Below are 19,431 nucleotides of genomic sequence, written 5' to 3' on the forward strand. Positions count from 1 at the left end.
CTAAAAGACATGAAGAACATGAGCATAAAAAGAATAGCTGCTTACATCCTGCCTGCTGCCCTTGTGGCTGCCTCCTGCACCCAACAGCCACAGGTGTCACAGCAAACCACAACAGAAACCACTACTACAGCCACCACTGCCACTCCTCCTGCTGCTGCCTATGATGCCAACCAGGCGTTCGGACCGGGAAAGGTAGTGGAACTGAAGCAACCGGAGTCGAACAAGGTTATCATTAAACTGATGTTTAAGAATGGCTCCATGACTGACCCGGAAGGCAAAGAAGGCCTGACCTACACTACAGCAGAGATGATAACAGAGTCTGGCACAAAAGACATGACGGTGTCGCAAATCAAAGACAAAATCTTTCCGTGGGCAGCAGAATATGGCGTGAACGTAGACAAGGAGGTGACCACCTTCACATTTGCCGTACATAAGGATTTTCTGAACGAGTTTTACCCGATTGTGCGCGGCCTGATGCTGAACCCGGCATTTGCGGAAGAGGATTTCAAGCGTGTAAAGTCGAACCAGCAAAACTTCGTGGACCAGGTTATCCGGGCATCATCAGACGAAGAGTACAGCAAGAAAGCACTGGAGGACCTGCTTTTCCGTGGCACCAACTACCAGCACGTGGTGGAAGGCACCTCCGCCAGCGTACCGAACATTACCCTGGAAGACGTAAAGAACCACTGGCGCAATTACTTTACCCAAAACAACGTGCTGATTGGTATTGCAGGAAACTATAACGATGCCTTCCTGAACCAGTTGAAAAGCGATATGGCACAGCTGTCTGACGCAAAGCCGAACATACCGATAGCAGGCGAACCAAACAGGCCAAACGGTATACAGGTGGAAATCATAAAAAAAGAGGATGCCCTGGGCTCAGCCATTTTCACGGGCAGGCCGATGCCGGTAACACGCTCCGCAGACGACTTCGCGGCCCTGATGGTAGCGAATTCATACCTGGGGGAGCACCGCAAAAGTTATGGCAAACTGTACGATAAAATCCGGACGACCCGCTCCATGAACTACGGCGACTACTCCTACATTGAGTGGTACGACCAGGGCGGCAGCTATCAGCTGCCGAACCCGGGCGTGCCCCGTTCTGCCAACTACCACGCCCTCTGGATTCGCCCGGTGCAGATTGCAGAAGGCCTGAAAAAGCAGTATGCAGAGCTAAGCGATATTAACGTGGGGCACGCGCATTTTGCCCTGCGCCTGGCGATGCGTGAGGTGGATAACCTGATACAAAACGGCATGACACAGGAGGAGTTTGAGCTGACACGGAAGTTCCTTCGCTCTTACATAAAGCTATACATCCAGACAACAGAAAAGCAGTTAGGCTTCCTGATGGACTCACGCTTCTATGGCCGCCAGAACTACGTTGAAGAAATGGACAGGCTCCTGGCCAAATTGACAGTGGAGGACGTGAACAATGCAGTGAAGAAATATTGGGGCACCGATAACCTCTTTGTCACCATCGTAACAGACGACAGCGAGGCGGAGCCACTGAAGCAGGCCCTGCTCAACAACACACCATCACCGATGAGCTACTCCAACCTGGTAAAAGAAGGGCTGCCACAGGAAGTACTGGCCGAGGATGATGAGGTGGCCAGCTACAAGCTGAACGTAACAGACGTGAAGATCGTGGACAGCAAAGACACCTTTAAGTAACTCGTTAACAGAAGCTAAACCTTTAAAAAGCAGCAGACTCATTAGTCTGCTGCTTTTTTTATACTGTCTACCACTCTAAAAAAGGCAACTGCTAAATTAAAATAGTGGAATAGAAATATATTTTTGATATAGTCATATTTAATATTGATATTTATCAAATTTACCTTTACTTAAAATTCCTAAATCAGAAGTTAACCTCTTTAGAAAAAAACATGAAAAAGGTATTAAAAATTACCGGATATGTGGTAGTTGCCTTGGTGGCAGTGGTTGGCGCCGGCATCATTTATCTGCAATACGCTTTCCCGAACGTGGATGCTGCCCCTGTCATAACGATTAAGAAAACACCGGCATTGGTGGAACGTGGTGATTATATTGCTAACCACGTAGCAGTTTGTATCGACTGCCATTCTACGCGTGACTTTTCCCGTTTCTCAGGACCACCTGACCCAAAAACAACTGGTAAAGGAGGCGATAAGTTTGATCACTCCCTTGGTTTTCCGGGCACCTTCTACGCCCGCAACATCACTTCTGATAAAGAAACAGGCATCGGCACCTGGACCGACGGGGAGGTGTATCGTGCCATCACAAGAGGCGTGAGCAAAGACGGCAACCCCCTGTTCCCGGTAATGCCGTACAAATCTTACAGCCAGATGACGACAGAGGATGCCTACGCTGTGGTGGCCTACATCCGAACTTTGGCGCCCATCAAGCACAAGGTACAAGCATCAGACCCTGACTTCCCTGTGAACCTTATCATGCGCACGATGCCTTCAAACGACACGCCTTCCATGCTGGTAAAAACGGCTCTGAATGATGATGTGTCGAAAGGAGAATACCTGCTGACTATTGCCGCCTGTAACGACTGCCATACACAGCAGGATAAAGAAGGAATGCGGCTAGCTGGTGGCATGGAGTTCCCGACTCCGGACGGTGGCAAATTACGTTCTGCCAATATTACCCCTGATAACGAAACCGGAATAGGCAAATGGACAGAAGAGGCTTTTGTGCAGCGCTTCAAGATGCATGAGAACCCGGCTGTGGTTCCTGCTGGTGGCCCGAACACAATTATGCCTTGGAGCATGTATGCCGGCATGAAAGAAGAAGACCTTCGCTCTATTTATAAGTACCTGAGAACGGTAGAACCAGTCAGTAACAAGATGGAGCGCTTTACACCTCCTGCCAAATCGTAAACTTTTTATACCTTAAGATATGTTGAAGAGCTATCCGGCAGAAGCCGGGTAGCTCTTTTTTGTACAGGTGCCCCGGATGTTGTATTATCGTTTGCCAAGGAAAAACCTATAAATGGAATTATATTCGCAGGAAGAAAGCAGAACCCCGGTCCGGCTAGGCTATGCAAACTTCTGGTCCCGCTTCGTCGCTTTTCTGATAGATTGGATATTATTGTCAGTTCTTGCCGCAATGGTTATTCTCTTAATGGGCCTGCCACTTGTTCCGGAAATCAAGGATTATGAGGCCCGCCTGAAGATTAACTTCATTAGCCTGGTGCTGGGCTGGTTGTACTATGCAGGCTTTGAAAGCTCGCCTTACCAGGCAACACCGGGCAAGCAGGTAATGGGTATATTTGTAACAGATACCGAAGGATACGATATCACCTTTTACCGTGCCACCGGCCGTTTTTTCGGGAGGATCCTGTCAGGTCTTATCCTGCTCTTTGGCTACATTATGGCCGTCTTCACAGAACGCCGCCAAACTCTGCACGACATACTGGCTAAGACGCTGGTACTGAAGCATCCTGGCAGGTAAGTAGTTTATGATTTCTCCTTCATCACAAAACCTTACTACTACAGCTGCTGTCTGGAAAGTATAGAATGTGTTTTATTGAATAATCTCAAGTTTTAAGAAAAAAACTAGTATAAATGTAACCTTGTTCAGCCTGCTCAGTATAAAATTCGCCGGATCTAAATTAATACGTATTTATACGCCATGCAGGCTAGCTACTCCCATTCAGAAAGTAAGACAGCGCTTGCAAGCCTGGGAACAAGGCTCGCTGCCTTTGCCCTTGATGCACTGCTTATTCTGACTTTGATTGGTTTAGCTGATTTTTTTACATTTAGCAGCGACGACACAGCGCTGCTGCTTAAACCGGAGAGGATGTTGCACGTGCTGCTGGGCTGGCTTTATTTTGCAGGTTCTGAAACCTGCTCTGCCCAGGCTACCTTAGGAAAATACCTCCTGCATATACGCGTAACCAACACAGCAAACCAACGCATTTCGATTAGAGCAGCCAGCTTACGCTACTTTGCTAAGCTACTAACTCCACTTGTGCTCCTAAAGCAGCTTCTCACAGAACCTTATCTTACCCGCCGCACTTTTCACGACAGGCTGACTAATTCACAAGTGGTATTACGGTAAAGTTGATTTATTGCCCTGATAATCCAGCATCGTTATATTGAACATTGGATCGGCATCCCAGTTCTGGGCCTTGATGCGTTTGTACAGCAGGTTGCTCACCAGTTTCTTTACCTCTTCATCCGTCAGGATTTCGCTTCGGTTATAAAGGTACAACTCGCAGATAACAGGGTTCAGGTTGGGTAGTGTGCCACGGGTAAATCGGGCGTTTATTTCAATTGTCTCCACTTCGTCCAGTTCCTCCAGGGCTGTATGCATCACCTCTGTTATTTGTGTGTTTAAGCTTGACTTCTGCAGCCCCGGCTGGCTAGAGAACTGCCAGTACAGCAATCCCGCCACTATTAGCGTTGACAACGCTATCGATAAGTTGAACACGTAACCTTTCCCACTCGCAAAACGTACCCCATGTACGGTTACTTTTCCCATAAACCGGAATATCAAAGCAGCAGACAACTGGATACCGGCAAGTTGTATAATGAGTAGAAATATTCCGCTCCGTATCAGCTGCCAGTTCCCGAAATTTAGCGCCATCCCGATCAATCCGGTTGGAGGAGCCAGCGAAGCTGCCACCAGTATACCCACAGCAGCACCGGGCACCAGACTATCCCGCTCTGAGGAAATAATGTTCACACCACCAGCTATACCTGCCACGATAGGCAAGAGAACAGACACCTGCGAAATCTGGCTCACAGACACCATCAAAGGCGTAGCATGCTGCTGATTAACGAAGAAAGAAAGTAGGAACGTAACAAAAACAGCCGTACCAATAGCCATAAAATAACGCATCAGGCTTTGCCTCAGCAGTCCCATTTTGCCTGCCGCGGCGGCAAGGGCAGCATTCATAGCCGGCCCCGCAAACGGCGACACCAGCATGGCTGCCACCAGCAGAAAGCTGGTGCCGGTGTAGAGGCCAATCCAAACCAGTATGGCCCCGGCCACCGAATAGATGAGCATGCCTTTTTTGGAGCCAACGCTTTGTATGCCTCCCAGAAATATTTCGATAGGGCTCCGTAACGACACATCGGCCACCTGGTCGGGTGCCTCGCCCTGTGGCGGGTACAGTGTGATGATGCCACGCGGTATGAGGCTTATCTCTGCGTGCTCATATTCACTGATGTTTTCTATAAAGCTGCTGACCTTCTGGTTGTTCAGGTGTATCGTCACCAGCTCACCTCCGCCTACCAGCGACTGTACCATCAGGTTTTTACCGTTGTTCTCTTTTGCTATTCTCTTTATCTCCTCTCCCTCTCCCTCCTTTACTTTTACTGTTAATCTGCGCATAGTTCTTTTATTTTCATTTTATACTACGGAGACAGCAGCAACAAGTGTTGGCAGAAAAAGCAGAAGCCCCTGCAGTTATGAACTGCAGGGGCTTCCAACGCTATGAAGGCTTAAGGGTACTTCTTAATTACTGACAGCTCCAAACTGGCTGGATTCTACAGTAGCAGTTCCATCGGGCGCCACCGTTACTTTGAAAAGGAAGTCATACTTATTATCTGAGATCTCCGGCACGGGCCTTTTCGCTCCAAGGGCTTCCACAATAGGTAAAACGGTATTGGAATGGCCGGCTACCACCACTGTCTCCCCCCGGTGGTTTTGCAGGATTTGCTGCTTCAGGTTATTGAAATCATGTGCCTCATACTGCCGCACCTCCAGTTGGCGTGCATCAGCCAAAGGCTTGAGCGTATTTATAGTACGGATGTACTTGGTGGCATAAAGGGCATCTACGTCCTGCCCCTCCAGCAGCGTTAGCAGCGCCTCCGCCCGTGCCTGTCCGGCTGGTGTTAAGCCGGGGTCCTGGTTGGCAGGGTCAGAAATGTCCTTTTCCGCATGGCGCACAAGGTACACCACCACAGGTGCGGCGGCCTTGCTGTCAGCATTTTCAGCCATCGCCGCTTCTGTTGCATTCGTGTTGCTACGGCAGGCAACCGTGCTGAATACCAGGAGCAACAACCATAATTTCAATAGTAAATTCAACTTAGTGTTCATAAAGGTGTTAGTTGGTTGTATAGTTGGCATGAGTTAGCTTCCAATTATAACAGTTTTTCTCCGGAAGCCCTAACCCGCGCTGCCCGCTTCTGCTTCCCCTGCCGCTCCAGTAGCTGCACCAGCCTCTCCCGCGCTGCTGCATGATAAGGGTTCGCCTGCAGTGCTGCTTCATAAGCTTTAACAGCTTTCCTGTTCTTTTGCTTTGCCTCCCGCAGTTGCCCGCTGGCATAATGTTTTTTAGACCACTCCAACACCGTAACAGGGGCAGCCTGCTGGGCTAACACCGCCTCAGCCTGCTCTAGATTACCTAAATCTGCCAATACGCCAGCTAACAGGTACTGCTCCCCACGTAGCTTCACTTTATTTCGCAGTATCGGCTGCATGAGCGCTTCGGCAGCAGCTTTGTTATTGAGTTGTAACTGGTAAGCCGCCATCCGCACCATAAATTCCGGGCGGGCACCGCCGGAGGCCTCCAGGATGCGTTGCGCCTCTTCCAGCGTTTTATATGCCGCTGCATAATCTCTCTGCGCGGCCAGCACATCAGCATATTGCCCCCGGAGCGTATAGTTCTGCGGCTTCGTGGCTACCAGTTTTGCCAATGCCTGTACCGCTTCCGGAGCCTGCTGGCTGGTACCTTTAAGCCAGTTGGCATAGGCAAGGGCCTCATCGCGCTGGTCCCGGAGGTACGTGGAAATGGTGGGTGCCTGCTGCACATAAGCTTCTGCTGTGGCAATGGCTTTCGGAATCATAGCATAGCTTTCATACAACTCCCGGAAACGCTGGTTGATGTAGGCGCGCTGCAACAAGTCATCCTCTAACTCCAGCGCTTTGCTGTAAAGCGCAACCTGATCAGTAAGTGCCACCTTCGAAGCCAAACTACCATTCCGCTTCTGTGCCTCCAGTAGTTCTGCTTCGGCCACATAGATAGGAGCATAACTGGCGTTTATATTTCTAGACTTCTGCAGCCAGTCTTTTGCGGCGGCATACTCCTTTTGCTGCTGTTTCACGTTGGCATACGCAATCAGGGCGGGCTGATACTGTGCATCATAGGTGAGGGCAGTATCCAGCAAAGCCAGCGCCTTCGGCAAGTCCTTTTCCTGCTCTGCCAGATTCAGGTACACCTGAGCCCAATTACTAGCCATGGCGCTTTTATCACCGGCCAGGTACGCCCGCTGCCGCTGCACCAGCCCATCCAGAAACCTGTACAGTTCCGGGTCTTTTGCCTGGAGGTCGGAGGTGGTGTTGATAGACTTGTGGTTGAGCGGGTGCACTTTTACGGGCTCAAAGTATGCCGGATACGTCTGTGCGAGGTACTCGTGCTCGTTATTGGCAGAATAGTAATCGAGGGTGCGGCCCTCCTTCATGGCGTTGTGATAAAGGCGGCGCACTTCCCTTTTCTCCGCATCCGTAAACACGCTCTGGTGAAACAGGTGCACATACTCGTGCAGGACCACGTTCCGCTCCAGGTACGAGCCGCGCACCACGTACTCAATGGCCGCCGCACCGCTGCCCACTCCCCTGATGTCCATCCACTGCCGGTTATCAAACGTCGTAGCCTGCCGGAAGTAAGGAGAGTTCATAGCGGTAGCCAGGTCTTTGTGCAGGGGCGGAATCAGGAACTTCTCCCCCTGCCTTGACAGGAACGGGAAATATACGATGCTCTCGTACAGTTGCGACCACACCATCTGCTGCACCTCCTTGCCGGGGTAATAGCTGGCGTCCGGAAACACTTCCGCAAAGTTTACCGGGTCCTGAATCAACGTCTGTGCCACCACCTGCTGCAATGAATCATAGTTGTGCAGGTAAGTCAACTGCTTTTGTTTGATGACAGCTGCCAGGGCATTATGCGCAGGTCCGTAGTGCTTTTTCTTTTGGAGGATGCGCTGGAAAATGGCCTGTGCAGAATCGAGCCGGGCCTGGCGGTTCATATCGAAAGCCATGTAATAGGTGGAACCACGCAGCATAGCGGGCAATACAGAAGCCGGGTACTTTTGCTGTACTTCCTTTGCCATCGTGAGCGCCTCCTGCAGTTTGTTTTCTGAGATAAGCGTATCAGCGGCTTTCAGGGCCTCCCGCACTTCCTCATCCTCCGGCTGGGCATAATCGGCATAGGTAAGGTTGGTGTGGCCGTTGCCCCAGTGCCAGTGCGTGACGTAGTGCAGCGGGTTCAGTTCCAGCGCCAGCTCCCACTGCGCTGCCATGTCGTTTAGCTGCGTGGCATCCACGCGTCGCCAGATGGCGTAGCCATAGTTAAAGCGGGCATCAGCATTGAAGGGGTCGAGGATGAGACTGGTGATGAGAGGCTTCTCTGCTAGTTCCGGCTTCTGATTCCAGAAATGCACATCCGACTCCAGCAGATAGGCTCCGGCATTCTTGGGATTCCATCCCTGCACTTTCTGTGCCCACGCCAGCGCGTCTTCGTACTTTTTCTGCAGCATCAGCACCCGCCCAACTGTTAAAGCGGCTGCCTCATCTTTCGGGTTTGCCTGCAGCAACTGCTGTGCAGTAGCCATTGCCTTCGCTAACTCCCATGCCTGTATCTGTAATTTACTTTGCAGCAGCAGCGCCTCCCGGTGGCCTGGGTTTTCCTTCAGCACCTCCTGCACGAGGGCCTCTGCCTGCGTAAATTCGTTCTGCAGCATCGCCAGCCTTGCTTTAGCCAGCTTTACAGGTATACCTGGTTTAGCACTATGCAGTACCTGCTTCGCCTCCTGCCATTCGCCCAACTCCAGCAGCTTGTTTGCTTTGGTTGCCGAATCTGTGGTTTGCGCCTGCCTTGCCTCCTGCCGCTCCTGCTGTAGCTTCTGCCGGACCGCCGCCACATCATCGGGGTGCTGGGCAAGCGCAGGTACAGCCGAAAGCAGGCTGAAGGTATAAAGCAGCAGTTTTTGAAAAGTAGAATGCATGGGTGAATGAAGCATTTTTAAAGCACAGTTGTCAATTTGTAACAATGCGCGATTTCAATATAATAATTTACACAGTCACCTAGCCGTGTCCTCTAACCAAGTGCTGTTGGTGAAAATATCATAGTTTTTATGCCAAAGTATAAATATATACTTTTTGTACTTCGTATTCCGAACATTCCGGAGGCGGGAGCAGAAAAGGCTCAGCGGATTGGAGATAAGTATGTATTCTAAAGCTCACTTTAATGGGCCAATTGTCACCTTTTGTTCAAGATGAAAATGATGTGTGTAGTTTTCCAATAAGTGTGGGTGGAAACACAAACTCAGGCTTGCTCCTGCTCTACCTTAGATGTACGGCTTTGCTGTGATGCTTGCTAGTCAGGGACAGGACTGAAAACACAAAAGCCAGTCCGAAGACTGGCTTTTGATGAGTTGATGTGCGCACGGGGAGATTCGAACTCCCACACCCGAAGGCACAGGCTTCTGAGACCTGCACGTCTACCAGTTTCGCCACGTGCGCGAAACTCACTATAAAATTTAATGTCCCAAAACCCTTAACCCTTAATGATTGGGATTGCAAAGGTAACAGCTAGATTTTAATTTGCAAGAAGGGTCCAAAAAAAACTGAAGAAATTTTATACCGGTGTCTCCTCCTCCACTACCGGGTTGAGCTCTTTCTTAGACAGCCGTTCCAAGCGGCGCAAAGACCACAAGCCTATGACGACCCAAATAAAACCGGCAGAGAAACCCGCCAGCACATCGGTAGCGTAATGCACCCGCAGGTAAATCCGGCTAAACCCAATCAGTAGCACAAAAACCACCAGCAGCGCCACGAGTAGATTACGCCACACTACCGGTTGCACGTGCTTCCAGACAAGGTAAATAATCAGCCCATAAAAAGATGCCGCCACCATAGAGTGCCCGCTCGGGAAGCTCAGGCCAGAGGCCTCTACTAAGGGCATCAGGGGCCGTGGCCGGTCAAAGAAATACTTGAGCACAATGTTAAGGGTAATGCTGCCGAGTGCCACCACCGGCACCTTCAGCGAATACCACCGGTGCCTGCGCACAAACAGGAAATAGGCCACAAGCAGCAGGGCGGCCGGAGTGAGAAACTGCCTGGAGGCAAAAAATGTAATAAACTTGATAAAGCTGTCCAGAGCCGGACTGGCAATGTCTTTCGCAAAACTAAAGGCGGCTTCGTCTACACCGACTTTATCTCCCTGCAGTATTTCGGCACCGATATACAGAAAGCAGATGATGCAAGCCAGGAACAACAGCCATACCAGCACCAGCTCCACTGTGAACAAGGCTGTGCCAGCCACTATTCTTTTGAAAACTCGTTGTATCATAAAGTTGGCGTTTCATTTACAAATTATGTCTGAGTTTGTACCAAGGCACTCTCTCCTCGTACGTACACCGAGTGGTAAAGGCAAACTTTACCCTTACATCCTAAAACTATGAAAGACGCCATCAGGTTGTTTGTAGCTGCTACTCTACCCGAAGCCCTGAAACAGGAACTGCAGGAACAGCTGCAGGTATATAACCATCCGTCTGTCCGGCCTGTGCCTCACCAGAACCTTCACCTGACACTCTTTTTCCTTGGCAATGTGCCCGTGCAGCAGCTCCCGGACATTAAACAGACAATACGGGAGGTGGCGCAGCGGCATCAGCCTTTTGTGCTGGACTTTGGGTGCACAGAGCCTGGCCCAAAGCCTAAGAGCCCCCGCCTGATATGGGCACGCTTTGCAGAGCTCCTCGCTTTCGAGCAACTGAGCCACGACCTGGCACAGGCACTCTCGGCTGAGCCACCCAAAAAGCAAAAAGCCATTCCGCATGTCACTGTCGCCCGTTTCAAAAAAGACAAATCCGTTCCGAACAACCTGTTCACTATAACAGCCAAGGAGCCGCTGCAGCTGCATGTTCCGGCAATTGCCTTGTGGCAGTCAGAGCTGGCGTCACCGCACCCGGTGTATTCTGTGCTGGAAACTTACCCGCTGGGCTAAAACCTGCTGCTGCTGTTTTCAGTATGATAAGCCTGTGTCAAAAATATAACGATGACAAAAGCTATGAAGCAGGACGACCTGACAAAATTGGTGTTGGATTTAAAAGACAGGGGCCTGACGGTGGCCTTTGCGGAGAGTTGTACGGCGGGTTTGCTTGCCTCTGAGTTTGTAAGAGCCACAGGCAGTAGCGATGTGTTGCTCGGAAGCCTGGTGGTGTATCACCCCAAAGTGAAACAGAAGCTGCTGGGTGTCAGCAAAAGTACGCTAAAGTTGTATACTGCCGAATCGCAGCAGGTGACGAACGAGATGGTGATGGGACTTAAGAAGCAACTGGACGCTGACATCAGTATTGCTACCACCGGATTGGCTGGTGAAGGCGGCTCCGAGACTACCGAAAAGCCTGTGGGCACCATGTTCGTGTCCATCCTGTTTGACGACAAGGCAGAGGAGTTCCGCGAAGTGTTTGAAGGAGACACCGACAGCATCCGGAAGCAACTGGTAGATTATATTTTCGGAAAATTACGTGGCATCATAGAACAGCATTACAACCGCTGATTTCTACTTTAGTGGCCATACGTTCCTGCTTTCATTCTTGCCAAACCTCCCCGACAGCGGCTTTCACCGTGTAGCCTCCTTTTATGACAGGCTGGCCCACCTCGTGTACGGCAATGCACTGGAACGGGCACAGGAAAGTTTGCTTCCGCACCTGCCCAATAAAGGCCGCGTGCTGGTAATTGGCGGGGGCAGCGGCTGGATTTTAGAGCAGCTTTTGATAACCGGAAAGCAGCTGGATATTTTATATTTGGATGCCGCCCCTGCGATGCTGCAGCGGGCCCGGCACAGGTTCGATTGCTTCCAGCAGCCACACCACTGTTCTGTTTCTTTCAGGCTGGGCACCGAAGAGGCGCTGCAGCCCCATGAACAATTTGAGAGAATCATCACGCCTTTCCTACTCGACCTCTTTCCTCCTTCCCGCCTGCAACAGCTCATGCAAACGCTGGCAGCTGCGCTTACACCTCATGGCTACTGGCTCTTTGCTGACTTCTGGCCCTTGCAGCAGCCTCCTCCGCTCAGGCAACAGCTTCTAATCCGGGGCATGTACACTTTCTTCGGATTGATTAGTGGCGTAAAAGCCAAGCAACTCCCGGATTACGCCTCCCATTTCAGGAGCTTAAGTTTAGAAGAAACATGTAGCAGTAGCTTTTATGGAGGAATGGTACAGGCGAAGGTCTATTACCTCTCCCCGGCCCTCTCCTAAAAACAGGAGAGGGTGTTAATTCTTGTATCATATAAAGTTATCGAGTTTAGTAATTCTAACAGCTTTAACACCCACATTATAAGCAGTTATATTATGCATACTTTGCTAACATAATAGTGAACTCCCTCTCCTATTCTTAGGAGAGGGTTGGGCAGAGGTAAGAAGCCAGAATTGTTCCTCACCCCCACAACTACTATATTTATACTTCAAAATTATTTTCAGAAACAGGATAAATGAAAAACAAACTATACTCCTTGCTGGGTCTGGCACTGGGGCTGATAGCGCAGCCGGTGCTGGCGCAGCAAAAGGTGGACTACAGGCTCTCTTTCCCCAATGCGGTACACCATGAGGCAGAAATTCAGGTAACCTTCTCCGATATAACCTCCGACACACTAAAAATACTGATGCCACGCACCTCGCCGGGCCGCTACGCCATCCATGAGTTTGCAAAAAATATATATAACGTACGAGCGACCGATGCCCAGGGCAAACCGTTGCAGATTTTCCGCCCCAGCACAAATGAATGGGACGTGCTGGGCCACAAGGGCACTGTAACGGTGAGCTATACTTTGTTTGCGGATCATGCGGATGGGACTTACGCCGGCGTAGATGAAACGCACGCACACCTGAACATGCCCGCCACCCTGCTATATGCCGAAGCGTTTGAGAAATCGCCTGCCTATGTTACGTTTAATATTCCGCAGGGCAAGAACTGGAAAGTGGCTACGCAGCTGAAGCAGCAGCAGGGAAACACTTATTTCGCGCCGGATTTCCAGTACCTGATGGACAGCCCGACCGAGCTAAGTGATTTTGACCTGGCAGAGTGGACGGTGCAGGAAAATGGCAAAACTAAAACAATACAGGTAGCGCTGCACCACCCGGGCAGCCCGGAGCAGTTCCAGGAGTATGTGGCGAAGACAAAGAAGATTGTGGCAGAGCAGCGCGCGGTGTTCGGGCAGTTACCGGATTACGATTACGACCGCTATACTTTTATAGGTTGCTATATGCCGCAGGCCGTAGGTGATGGGATGGAGCACCGCAACTCCACTATTCTCACCAGTTCCCGCCCTTTAGGCGCAGCGATGGATGCTTTGTTGAACACAGTGTCTCATGAGAAATTCCATGCCTGGAACGTGGAGCGCATCCGTCCAAAGAGCCTGGAGCCGTTCAACTTTCAGGAGGCGAACATGTCGGAGGCGCTCTGGCTGGCTGAAGGCTTTACAAGTTACTACGGTGACCTGACCATGGCCCGCAGTGGCATTTATAATGTAAAAAAATATGCTTCCGACTTAGCAGGCGATTTAAACTACGTGCTGCTGTCTCCCGGCCGGGAGTATCACAGTCTGGTGGAGATGAGCATGCAGGCACCTTACGTGGATGCCGCCCGCTCTGTAGACCCTGTGAACCGCCACAACACGTTTATCTCCTACTACACCTACGGCAGTATGACAGGACTGGCCCTGGACATGATTTTACGGCAGAACTACAACAAGACCCTGGACGATTACATGCTGGCGCTCTGGCGCAAGTACGGGCAACCGGAGAAGCCTTACACCTTAGCTGATCTGGAAGAGACATTGGCAGAGGTTTCCGGCAATAAGGCTTGGGCAAGCCAGTTCTTCCGAAACAGCGTAAACGGGAGCCAACTGCCAGATTTCACGCCACTCCTGGCAAAAGCAGGCTTTGAATTGCGCAAGGCTAAGCCAGGTGAAGCGACCCTTGCCATGGTATCGTTAAAACATGGTGAGGAAGGCGCTGAGCTATTGTCAGGCACGTTTGTAAACTCTGGTGCTTACAAGGCTGGCCTGGACCGTACGGATGTGATCCTGACACTGGATGGTCAGAAAATCAAGCGGGAAAAAGACCTCCAGAAAGTACTGAGCAAACACAAGCCAGGCGATTCAATTCCGGTAACATTCAACCGCCTCGGCCAGACCCGCAGCACCACACTGGTGCTGGACGAGGTGCCTACGCTGGAGGTTGTGCCTTACGAAACCATCGGCAAACAACTAACACCGGAGATGCAGCAGTACCGCCAGGCATGGCTGGGTTCTAAGGCAAATGGCAGCGCCACAACAAACTAAATTTAAAGTCGTTGTGTGCCTGGGCGGGTATGTTTTGATTTGAACTACTTTCCGCGTAACTTAGTATATAGAGATACACAAAGCCATTTCACGTGAAAAATATATTTACAACCATACTGGCAGCCGGTCTGCTCTGGACCTCTCAGGCCATGGCACAGGATGTGAAGCCAAGCCTGGACGCAGCACCAGCACCTGCTGTTTCTGCTGAACCGGCATTGACAGAGGCAGCTATTGCCCCTGTGGCAACTGCAACTGCAGATGAAAAGCCAGCCTGGACAGGGCCAAAACTAAGCTATAGCCTCTCTACAGGCGCCAGCTTCAGTAACGGCTTTGGCAATGCGCAGTTCATGACACCTTCTGTGCGCTACCACCTGAACAACCGCTTTCGGGTTAATGCCAGCATGACGTACATGAACGTGTCGTCTTATAACACACCTGCTTTTATTCCGGAAGGCACCACTGTGATGTACCGCAACAGCGGTGGCAGCCACTATATTGCCAGTGTGGGCGTAGATTACCTCGCCAGCGACAGGCTGATTCTGAGCGGCAATATCTGGAAAGATTTCTCGAACCTGCCAGCACAGAACATGAACTATGGTCTGTACAGCCCCGGTCGCCTGGGTGCTGACTTGCAGGCAACTTATAAGATAACAGAAAATTTCTCCGTGTCAGGTGGAATCCGGTATCGGGAAGGTGGATCTCCGTTTGCGAGTCCGTTTTACAACCCCGGCTTCGGCACTTATAACCGGAATGGTTTTGGGTACTAACTAAAGCATTTCGTTATAACAAAAAGCGCTTCTTCGGTAAACGGAGAAGCGCTTTTTCATTGCTGCGGGCCTGGAATAATCTCAACCCATTTCTATGCCCTCCCTAACCTTCGCCGCCGTTCTGCTGTTATTATAGCAGGACAAATTGAAATTTACTTTGCAGCAGAAAAATCACATACGCCACATCAGAAACGAACGCCTTGAAACGATAAAGAAGGACTACCGGGGCAACAAAACAATTGACGGGCGCTTTGCCAACGGTGATACGTTGTACAACCCGCCCTTCAGCAAGGTTTTGAGCTGGCAGTTGAGCCGGAACCCGCAGCGTGAGGAGAAGAAGCAGGATGATTTTGTTCCTCCCATCTTCGAAGGAAGTGAATTTATAGAATCAGACAAGGACATGGTGGTGTGGCTGGGGCACTGCAGTTTCTTCATCAGGCTGGGGGGTGTTACGTTCCTGACTGACCCGGTTTTATTTGATGTGCCGCTGCTGCCACGGCGCGTGGGGTTGCCTTGCCCGCCAGAGCAACTGCGCAACATCAGTTTCCTGCTGCTCTCCCACGGCCACCGCGACCACCTCGATAAGAAGAGCATTCGTGCGGTCTTCGAGAGTAACCCGCAGCTAAAGGCGCTGATCCCGCTGCGCGCCGGAGACATTCTGCGTGCCGTAAACCCACACCTGCCCTACCAGGAAGCAGGCTGGTACCAGAAGTTTGATTTACTGCCGGAGGGTGTGGAGGTATACTTTATGCCCGCTTCCCATTGGCACCGCCGTGGTTTGCTGGATATGAACAAGGTATTGTGGGGCAGTTTTGTCATCAAAACGCCCACCTTGAGTCTGTACTTTGCCGGGGATTCGGCCATGGGGCCGCATTTCGAAGAGATCGAGGACCTACTGGGCCCCATGGATGTGTGCCTGATGCCGGTAGGTGCCTACAAGCCGGCCTTTCTGATGGCAAAGAGCCACATGAACCCGCACGAGTCTGTTAAGGCCTTCAACCTGCTGCGCGGCGGCACCTTTGTTCCGATGCACTACGGCACCTTCGACCTTTCGGATGAGCCGCCAGGTGAGCCGGTGCGCCTGTTGCGGCAGATTGCTGCCGGGGGAATGCTGCCGGGGCTCAGGATACCTGCCATCGGTGAGCCAGTGCTGCTACAGGACTTGTACTAAAGGCCATCGGTTAGAGCATACTTTTGCTATATTTGTATAGTTTACTGAATGCTTTGCTATGTCTCCAACCCTTATCATCGGCTTAATTGTAGCCTATTTCTTTATTCTGATTTTTATTTCTTACCTCACCAGTAAGAACACCGACTCCGAAACCTTCTTCCTGGCTAACCGGCAGTCGCCGTGGTACGTGGTGGCCTTTGGTATGATTGGCACCTCGCTCTCAGGGGTTACCTTTGTTTCTATACCGGGCATGGTGCAGAAGGCACAGTTCTCTTACCTGCAACTGGTGCTGGGCTACCTGCTCGGCTACTTCGTCATTGCCACGGTGCTGATGCCGCTGTACTACCGCCTTAACCTTGTCTCTATCTATACTTACCTGGAGCAGCGCTTCGGTTACTGGTCTTATAAGACAGGAGCTGGCTTTTTCCTGCTTTCCCGTACGCTAGGGGCGGCTATCCGCCTCTTCCTGGTGGCCGGGGTACTGCAACTGGCCGTATTCGATAGTTTAGGCGTGCCTTTTGCCGTTTCTGTTATTATCACCATTGCGCTTATCTGGGTTTACACGTTCCGGGGCGGTATGAAAACCATTATCTGGACCGACACTTTCCAGACTACGGCTATGCTACTGGCGGTGGGCATCAGTATCTGGCTTATCTCGAAGGAGTTGAATGTTGGCTTCCAGGGCATGGTGAACCTCATCAGCGAGAGCGACTACTCCCAAGTGTTCTTCTGGGATGTGAAGGACAGCAAGTATTTCCTGAAGCAGTTCTTTGCCGGTACCTTCATCGCCATCGTGATGACGGGCTTGGACCAGGACATGATGCAGAAGAACCTGAGCTGTAAGAACATCGGGGAGGCACAGAAAAACATGTTCTGGTTCAGCACCATTCTGGTGTTCGTGAACATCCTGTTCCTGTCGCTGGGGGCTTTGCTGTACATATACGCCGACACGAAAGGCATTGCGTTGCCAGCCAAAGGCGACGATGTTTTCCCCTTCCTTGCCCTGGGCTACTTCCCGCAGGTGGTAGGTGTCGTGTTTATCCTGGGTATTATTGCCATCACCTACGCCTCCGCCGACTCTGCCCTGACGGCTCTCACCACTTCCTTCTGTGTTGATTTTCTCAATTTTAAGGAAAGAAGTGAACACGAGCGGGTGCGCCTGCGTTACATCGTGCACGTTGGCTTCTCCGTGCTCATGGTGCTGGTTATACTTGCCTTTGATGTGCTGAACAGCGACAATGTGATTACAGCGGTGTTCAAGGTGGCAGGGTATACGTATGGTCCCCTTCTGGGGCTTTACAGCTTCGGGCTTTACACCACGCGCAGGGTGCGCGACCAGTTTGTGCCGGCTATCTGCATCGTGGCTCCGCTGCTCACCTTCCTTATCAGCTACAACTCCGTTGAATGGCTGTGGGGGTATGAATTTGGATTTGAAGTACTTATACTAAATGGCTTCCTGACCTTTACCGGCCTGATGGCTATCTCCAGTAAAGCAGAAAAACTGGAATTGGCACAGTAATGGTATAAGAAGGATAAAACTTGTTACACACATTCTATAGCATGAAGAAAATAGTTGCAGCCTTTGCATTCGTCTTGTCAACGGGAGTTGCTTTTGGCCAGAACGCACAAACGGTGCCGCAGAACTGGCACCTGCTCGACCAGCAAACTGACGGCGTATACGGCATCAGCATTGAGAAGGCATACCAGGAGCTACTAAAGAATAAACAACCTGAACCGGTACTGGTCGCTGTTATTGACAGTGGCATTGATACCCTGCACGAAGACCTCCGCTCTGTTTTATGGCGCAACCGCCTCGAAATGGCTGGCGGTTCTGTAGACCCGGACAGGAATGGCTATGCCGGAGACACATACGGGTGGAACTTCTTGGGAGCAGACGACCCTAACAAAAACGTAACGAAGGACTCTTACGAAAGTGAGCGGATATACTTTAAGTACAGGGACAAGTTTAAGAATGTGACCTCCGAAAAAAAGGTAAAAAGGAAAGACCGGCAACTCTACCAGGTCTGGCTGAAGAGCAAGGTTCACGCAACTGAGGTGTCAGAGGCGGGCAAGGAGGTAGAGATGATGTACAGCCTGTTAGAGGTTTTGCCACGCGTAGATGCTTTCTTTCAGATGGTTCTTCAGAAAGACACTTATACAGCGCAGGACCTTGACTCGCTTAAGGCAGAAGACCCCAGGATAGCGCAAGGGAAAAGGCTCTATGGGATGATCTTTGAGCAAGTGAAGCCGGGTGCAACCAACCAACAGCTTCCTGAGCTGTTTCAGCAGCATGCTGATAGCCTGAAAGCGAACTTGACGGCACCGGAAACACCTCCTGCCGATTACCGCGGAATGGTGGTAGAAGATGATTACAGCAGCTTCAAGGACCGCTACTATGGCAACAACAACATTATGGCCGGAGACCCATCGCACGGGACGCACGTGGCCGGTATCATTGGTGCTGCGCGTGGAAACGGGTTGGGTGTAGATGGTATAGCCAGCGCCGTAAAGATCATGATGATCAGGGCGGTGCCTGACGGCGATGAGCATGACAAGGACATAGCCATGGCTATTCGCTATGCTGTAGACAACGGTGCGAAAATCATTAACATGAGCTTCGGAAAATCTTTCTCTCCTCAGCGCCAGTGGGTGGAAGACGCTATCAAGTATGCAGAGGAAAAAGATGTGCTGATAGTTCGGGCTGCCGGAAATGAAAGCAAGAACATTGATGTAGAACCTTATTTCCCGAACCCCTATACCATCAAAGGAAATAAAAAAGCGCCTAACGTAATTACGGTTGGTGCCACAGGTCCTACTCAGAATACATTAGTTGCTCCCTTTTCAAACTATGGCAAAGAAGTGGTAGATGTTTTTGCTCCGGGAGATAACATCTATTCAACTGTTCCGGGTGGTAACCAGTATGCGCCATTCAGCGGAACAAGCATGGCTTCGCCGGTAGTGGCTGGTCTTGCGGCTGTCATCAAGTCGTACTACCCTCATTTGTCAGCCACGCAGATTAAGTCTGTTATTGAAAATTCTGTAACAAAGATTACGGTGCCTGTTCTAAACCCTGGTACTGGCGAAAAAGTGACAATGTCGGAACTTAGCCGCACTGGAGGCGTCGTGAATGCATACGAGGCAATAAAGCTGGCGGGCACACTGCAGTAGCTAACAACCATCATATCGGGTATGTGTGCTGCACTCATGACAAGTAG

The 19,431-nt window shown here is 50.9% G+C and carries 16 protein-coding genes and 1 tRNA gene; 12 read left to right on the plus strand and 5 right to left on the minus strand.

The window, feature by feature from the left end; genetic code table 11:
- The first annotated feature begins 18 nt into the window (after positions 1 to 18).
- The 4 genes from ACFS7Z_RS19150 to ACFS7Z_RS19165 all read left to right on the plus strand — a co-directional run bounded on the left by ACFS7Z_RS19150 (position 19) and on the right by ACFS7Z_RS19165 (position 4,044).
- A complete protein-coding gene (locus ACFS7Z_RS19150; protein ID WP_377487983.1) occupies positions 19 to 1,671 on the plus strand; it encodes a M16 family metallopeptidase in 1,653 nt (550 codons plus the stop codon).
- 212 nt (positions 1,672 to 1,883) lie between these two features.
- Entirely contained in the window at positions 1,884 to 2,861 is a 978-nt protein-coding gene (locus ACFS7Z_RS19155) for a c-type cytochrome (protein WP_377487985.1), read from the plus strand.
- Positions 2,862 to 2,973: 112 nt separating this feature from the next.
- Positions 2,974 to 3,435: an RDD family protein gene (locus ACFS7Z_RS19160; RefSeq protein WP_377487987.1), complete on the plus strand. Its 462-nt coding sequence runs from the start codon at positions 2,974 to 2,976 to the stop codon at positions 3,433 to 3,435.
- 180 nt (positions 3,436 to 3,615) lie between these two features.
- On the plus strand, positions 3,616 to 4,044 hold the full coding sequence (locus tag ACFS7Z_RS19165) for an RDD family protein (protein WP_377487989.1): 429 nt from the start codon (positions 3,616 to 3,618) through the stop codon (positions 4,042 to 4,044).
- Here the strand turns inward: ACFS7Z_RS19165 and ACFS7Z_RS19170 are convergent.
- The 5 genes from ACFS7Z_RS19170 to ACFS7Z_RS19190 all read right to left on the minus strand — a co-directional run bounded on the left by ACFS7Z_RS19170 (position 4,036) and on the right by ACFS7Z_RS19190 (position 10,282).
- Positions 4,036 to 5,322 (minus strand): DUF389 domain-containing protein, encoded by a 1,287-nt coding sequence (locus ACFS7Z_RS19170; protein WP_377487991.1) that lies wholly within the window; start codon positions 5,320 to 5,322, stop codon positions 4,036 to 4,038. The genes ACFS7Z_RS19165 and ACFS7Z_RS19170 overlap by 9 nt on opposite strands.
- A gap of 123 nt (positions 5,323 to 5,445) precedes the next feature.
- A complete protein-coding gene (locus tag ACFS7Z_RS19175) occupies positions 5,446 to 6,030 on the minus strand; it encodes a histidine phosphatase family protein (protein WP_377487993.1) in 585 nt (194 codons plus the stop codon).
- 44 nt (positions 6,031 to 6,074) lie between these two features.
- A complete protein-coding gene (locus ACFS7Z_RS19180) occupies positions 6,075 to 8,936 on the minus strand; it encodes a tetratricopeptide repeat protein (protein ID WP_377487995.1) in 2,862 nt (953 codons plus the stop codon).
- A 435-nt stretch (positions 8,937 to 9,371) separates the two neighbouring features.
- Positions 9,372 to 9,453: transfer RNA gene (locus tag ACFS7Z_RS19185), tRNA-Leu, on the minus strand.
- 115 nt (positions 9,454 to 9,568) lie between these two features.
- Entirely contained in the window at positions 9,569 to 10,282 is a 714-nt protein-coding gene (locus tag ACFS7Z_RS19190) for a phosphatase PAP2 family protein (RefSeq protein WP_377487997.1), read from the minus strand.
- A gap of 108 nt (positions 10,283 to 10,390) precedes the next feature.
- On the opposite strand from ACFS7Z_RS19190, the gene thpR reads away from it, so the two are divergent.
- The 8 genes from thpR (at position 10,391) to ACFS7Z_RS19230 (ending at position 19,384) form a co-directional block, all read left to right on the plus strand.
- Positions 10,391 to 10,936: an RNA 2',3'-cyclic phosphodiesterase gene (thpR, locus tag ACFS7Z_RS19195; RefSeq protein WP_377487999.1), complete on the plus strand. Its 546-nt coding sequence runs from the start codon at positions 10,391 to 10,393 to the stop codon at positions 10,934 to 10,936.
- Between the two features lie 51 nt (positions 10,937 to 10,987).
- Positions 10,988 to 11,491: a CinA family protein gene (locus ACFS7Z_RS19200; protein WP_377488001.1), complete on the plus strand. Its 504-nt coding sequence runs from the start codon at positions 10,988 to 10,990 to the stop codon at positions 11,489 to 11,491.
- Between the two features lie 37 nt (positions 11,492 to 11,528).
- Positions 11,529 to 12,194, plus strand: coding sequence for a class I SAM-dependent methyltransferase (locus ACFS7Z_RS19205; RefSeq protein WP_377488003.1), 666 nt, complete (start codon positions 11,529 to 11,531; stop codon positions 12,192 to 12,194).
- A 233-nt stretch (positions 12,195 to 12,427) separates the two neighbouring features.
- Positions 12,428 to 14,278 (plus strand): M61 family metallopeptidase, encoded by a 1,851-nt coding sequence (locus ACFS7Z_RS19210; RefSeq protein ID WP_377488005.1) that lies wholly within the window; start codon positions 12,428 to 12,430, stop codon positions 14,276 to 14,278.
- A gap of 92 nt (positions 14,279 to 14,370) precedes the next feature.
- Positions 14,371 to 15,045: a hypothetical protein gene (locus ACFS7Z_RS19215; protein WP_377488007.1), complete on the plus strand. Its 675-nt coding sequence runs from the start codon at positions 14,371 to 14,373 to the stop codon at positions 15,043 to 15,045.
- Positions 15,046 to 15,202: 157 nt separating this feature from the next.
- Positions 15,203 to 16,216 carry an MBL fold metallo-hydrolase gene (locus ACFS7Z_RS19220; protein ID WP_377488009.1) on the plus strand — a complete coding sequence of 338 codons (1,014 nt, stop codon included), beginning with the start codon at positions 15,203 to 15,205 and terminating at the stop codon, positions 16,214 to 16,216.
- A gap of 58 nt (positions 16,217 to 16,274) precedes the next feature.
- Positions 16,275 to 17,735, plus strand: a complete 1,461-nt coding sequence (locus ACFS7Z_RS19225) for a sodium:solute symporter (protein WP_377488011.1) — start codon at positions 16,275 to 16,277, stop codon at positions 17,733 to 17,735.
- 41 nt (positions 17,736 to 17,776) lie between these two features.
- Positions 17,777 to 19,384 (plus strand): S8 family serine peptidase, encoded by a 1,608-nt coding sequence (locus tag ACFS7Z_RS19230; RefSeq protein WP_377488013.1) that lies wholly within the window; start codon positions 17,777 to 17,779, stop codon positions 19,382 to 19,384.
- The last annotated feature ends 47 nt before the right edge of the window (positions 19,385 to 19,431 follow it).

The organism is Pontibacter toksunensis (genome assembly GCF_042686245.1).
Taxonomy (GTDB): Bacteria; Bacteroidota; Bacteroidia; order Cytophagales; family Hymenobacteraceae; genus Pontibacter; species Pontibacter toksunensis.

Excerpts from the sequence above, each read along its gene's own strand:
- ACFS7Z_RS19150 (WP_377487983.1), top strand. The coding sequence starts at position 19 with ATGAGCATAAAAAGAATAGCTGCTTACATCCTGCCTGCTGCCCTTGTG.
- ACFS7Z_RS19155 (WP_377487985.1), top strand. The coding sequence starts at position 1,884 with ATGAAAAAGGTATTAAAAATTACCGGATATGTGGTAGTTGCCTTGGTG.
- ACFS7Z_RS19160 (WP_377487987.1), top strand. The coding sequence starts at position 2,974 with ATGGAATTATATTCGCAGGAAGAAAGCAGAACCCCGGTCCGGCTAGGC.
- ACFS7Z_RS19165 (WP_377487989.1), top strand. The coding sequence starts at position 3,616 with ATGCAGGCTAGCTACTCCCATTCAGAAAGTAAGACAGCGCTTGCAAGC.
- ACFS7Z_RS19170 (WP_377487991.1), bottom strand. The coding sequence starts at position 5,322 with ATGCGCAGATTAACAGTAAAAGTAAAGGAGGGAGAGGGAGAGGAGATA.
- ACFS7Z_RS19175 (WP_377487993.1), bottom strand. The coding sequence starts at position 6,030 with ATGAACACTAAGTTGAATTTACTATTGAAATTATGGTTGTTGCTCCTG.
- ACFS7Z_RS19180 (WP_377487995.1), bottom strand. The coding sequence starts at position 8,936 with ATGCATTCTACTTTTCAAAAACTGCTGCTTTATACCTTCAGCCTGCTT.
- ACFS7Z_RS19190 (WP_377487997.1), bottom strand. The coding sequence starts at position 10,282 with ATGATACAACGAGTTTTCAAAAGAATAGTGGCTGGCACAGCCTTGTTC.
- thpR (WP_377487999.1), top strand. The coding sequence starts at position 10,391 with ATGAAAGACGCCATCAGGTTGTTTGTAGCTGCTACTCTACCCGAAGCC.
- ACFS7Z_RS19200 (WP_377488001.1), top strand. The coding sequence starts at position 10,988 with ATGACAAAAGCTATGAAGCAGGACGACCTGACAAAATTGGTGTTGGAT.
- ACFS7Z_RS19210 (WP_377488005.1), top strand. The coding sequence starts at position 12,428 with ATGAAAAACAAACTATACTCCTTGCTGGGTCTGGCACTGGGGCTGATA.
- ACFS7Z_RS19225 (WP_377488011.1), top strand. The coding sequence starts at position 16,275 with ATGTCTCCAACCCTTATCATCGGCTTAATTGTAGCCTATTTCTTTATT.
- ACFS7Z_RS19230 (WP_377488013.1), top strand. The coding sequence starts at position 17,777 with ATGAAGAAAATAGTTGCAGCCTTTGCATTCGTCTTGTCAACGGGAGTT.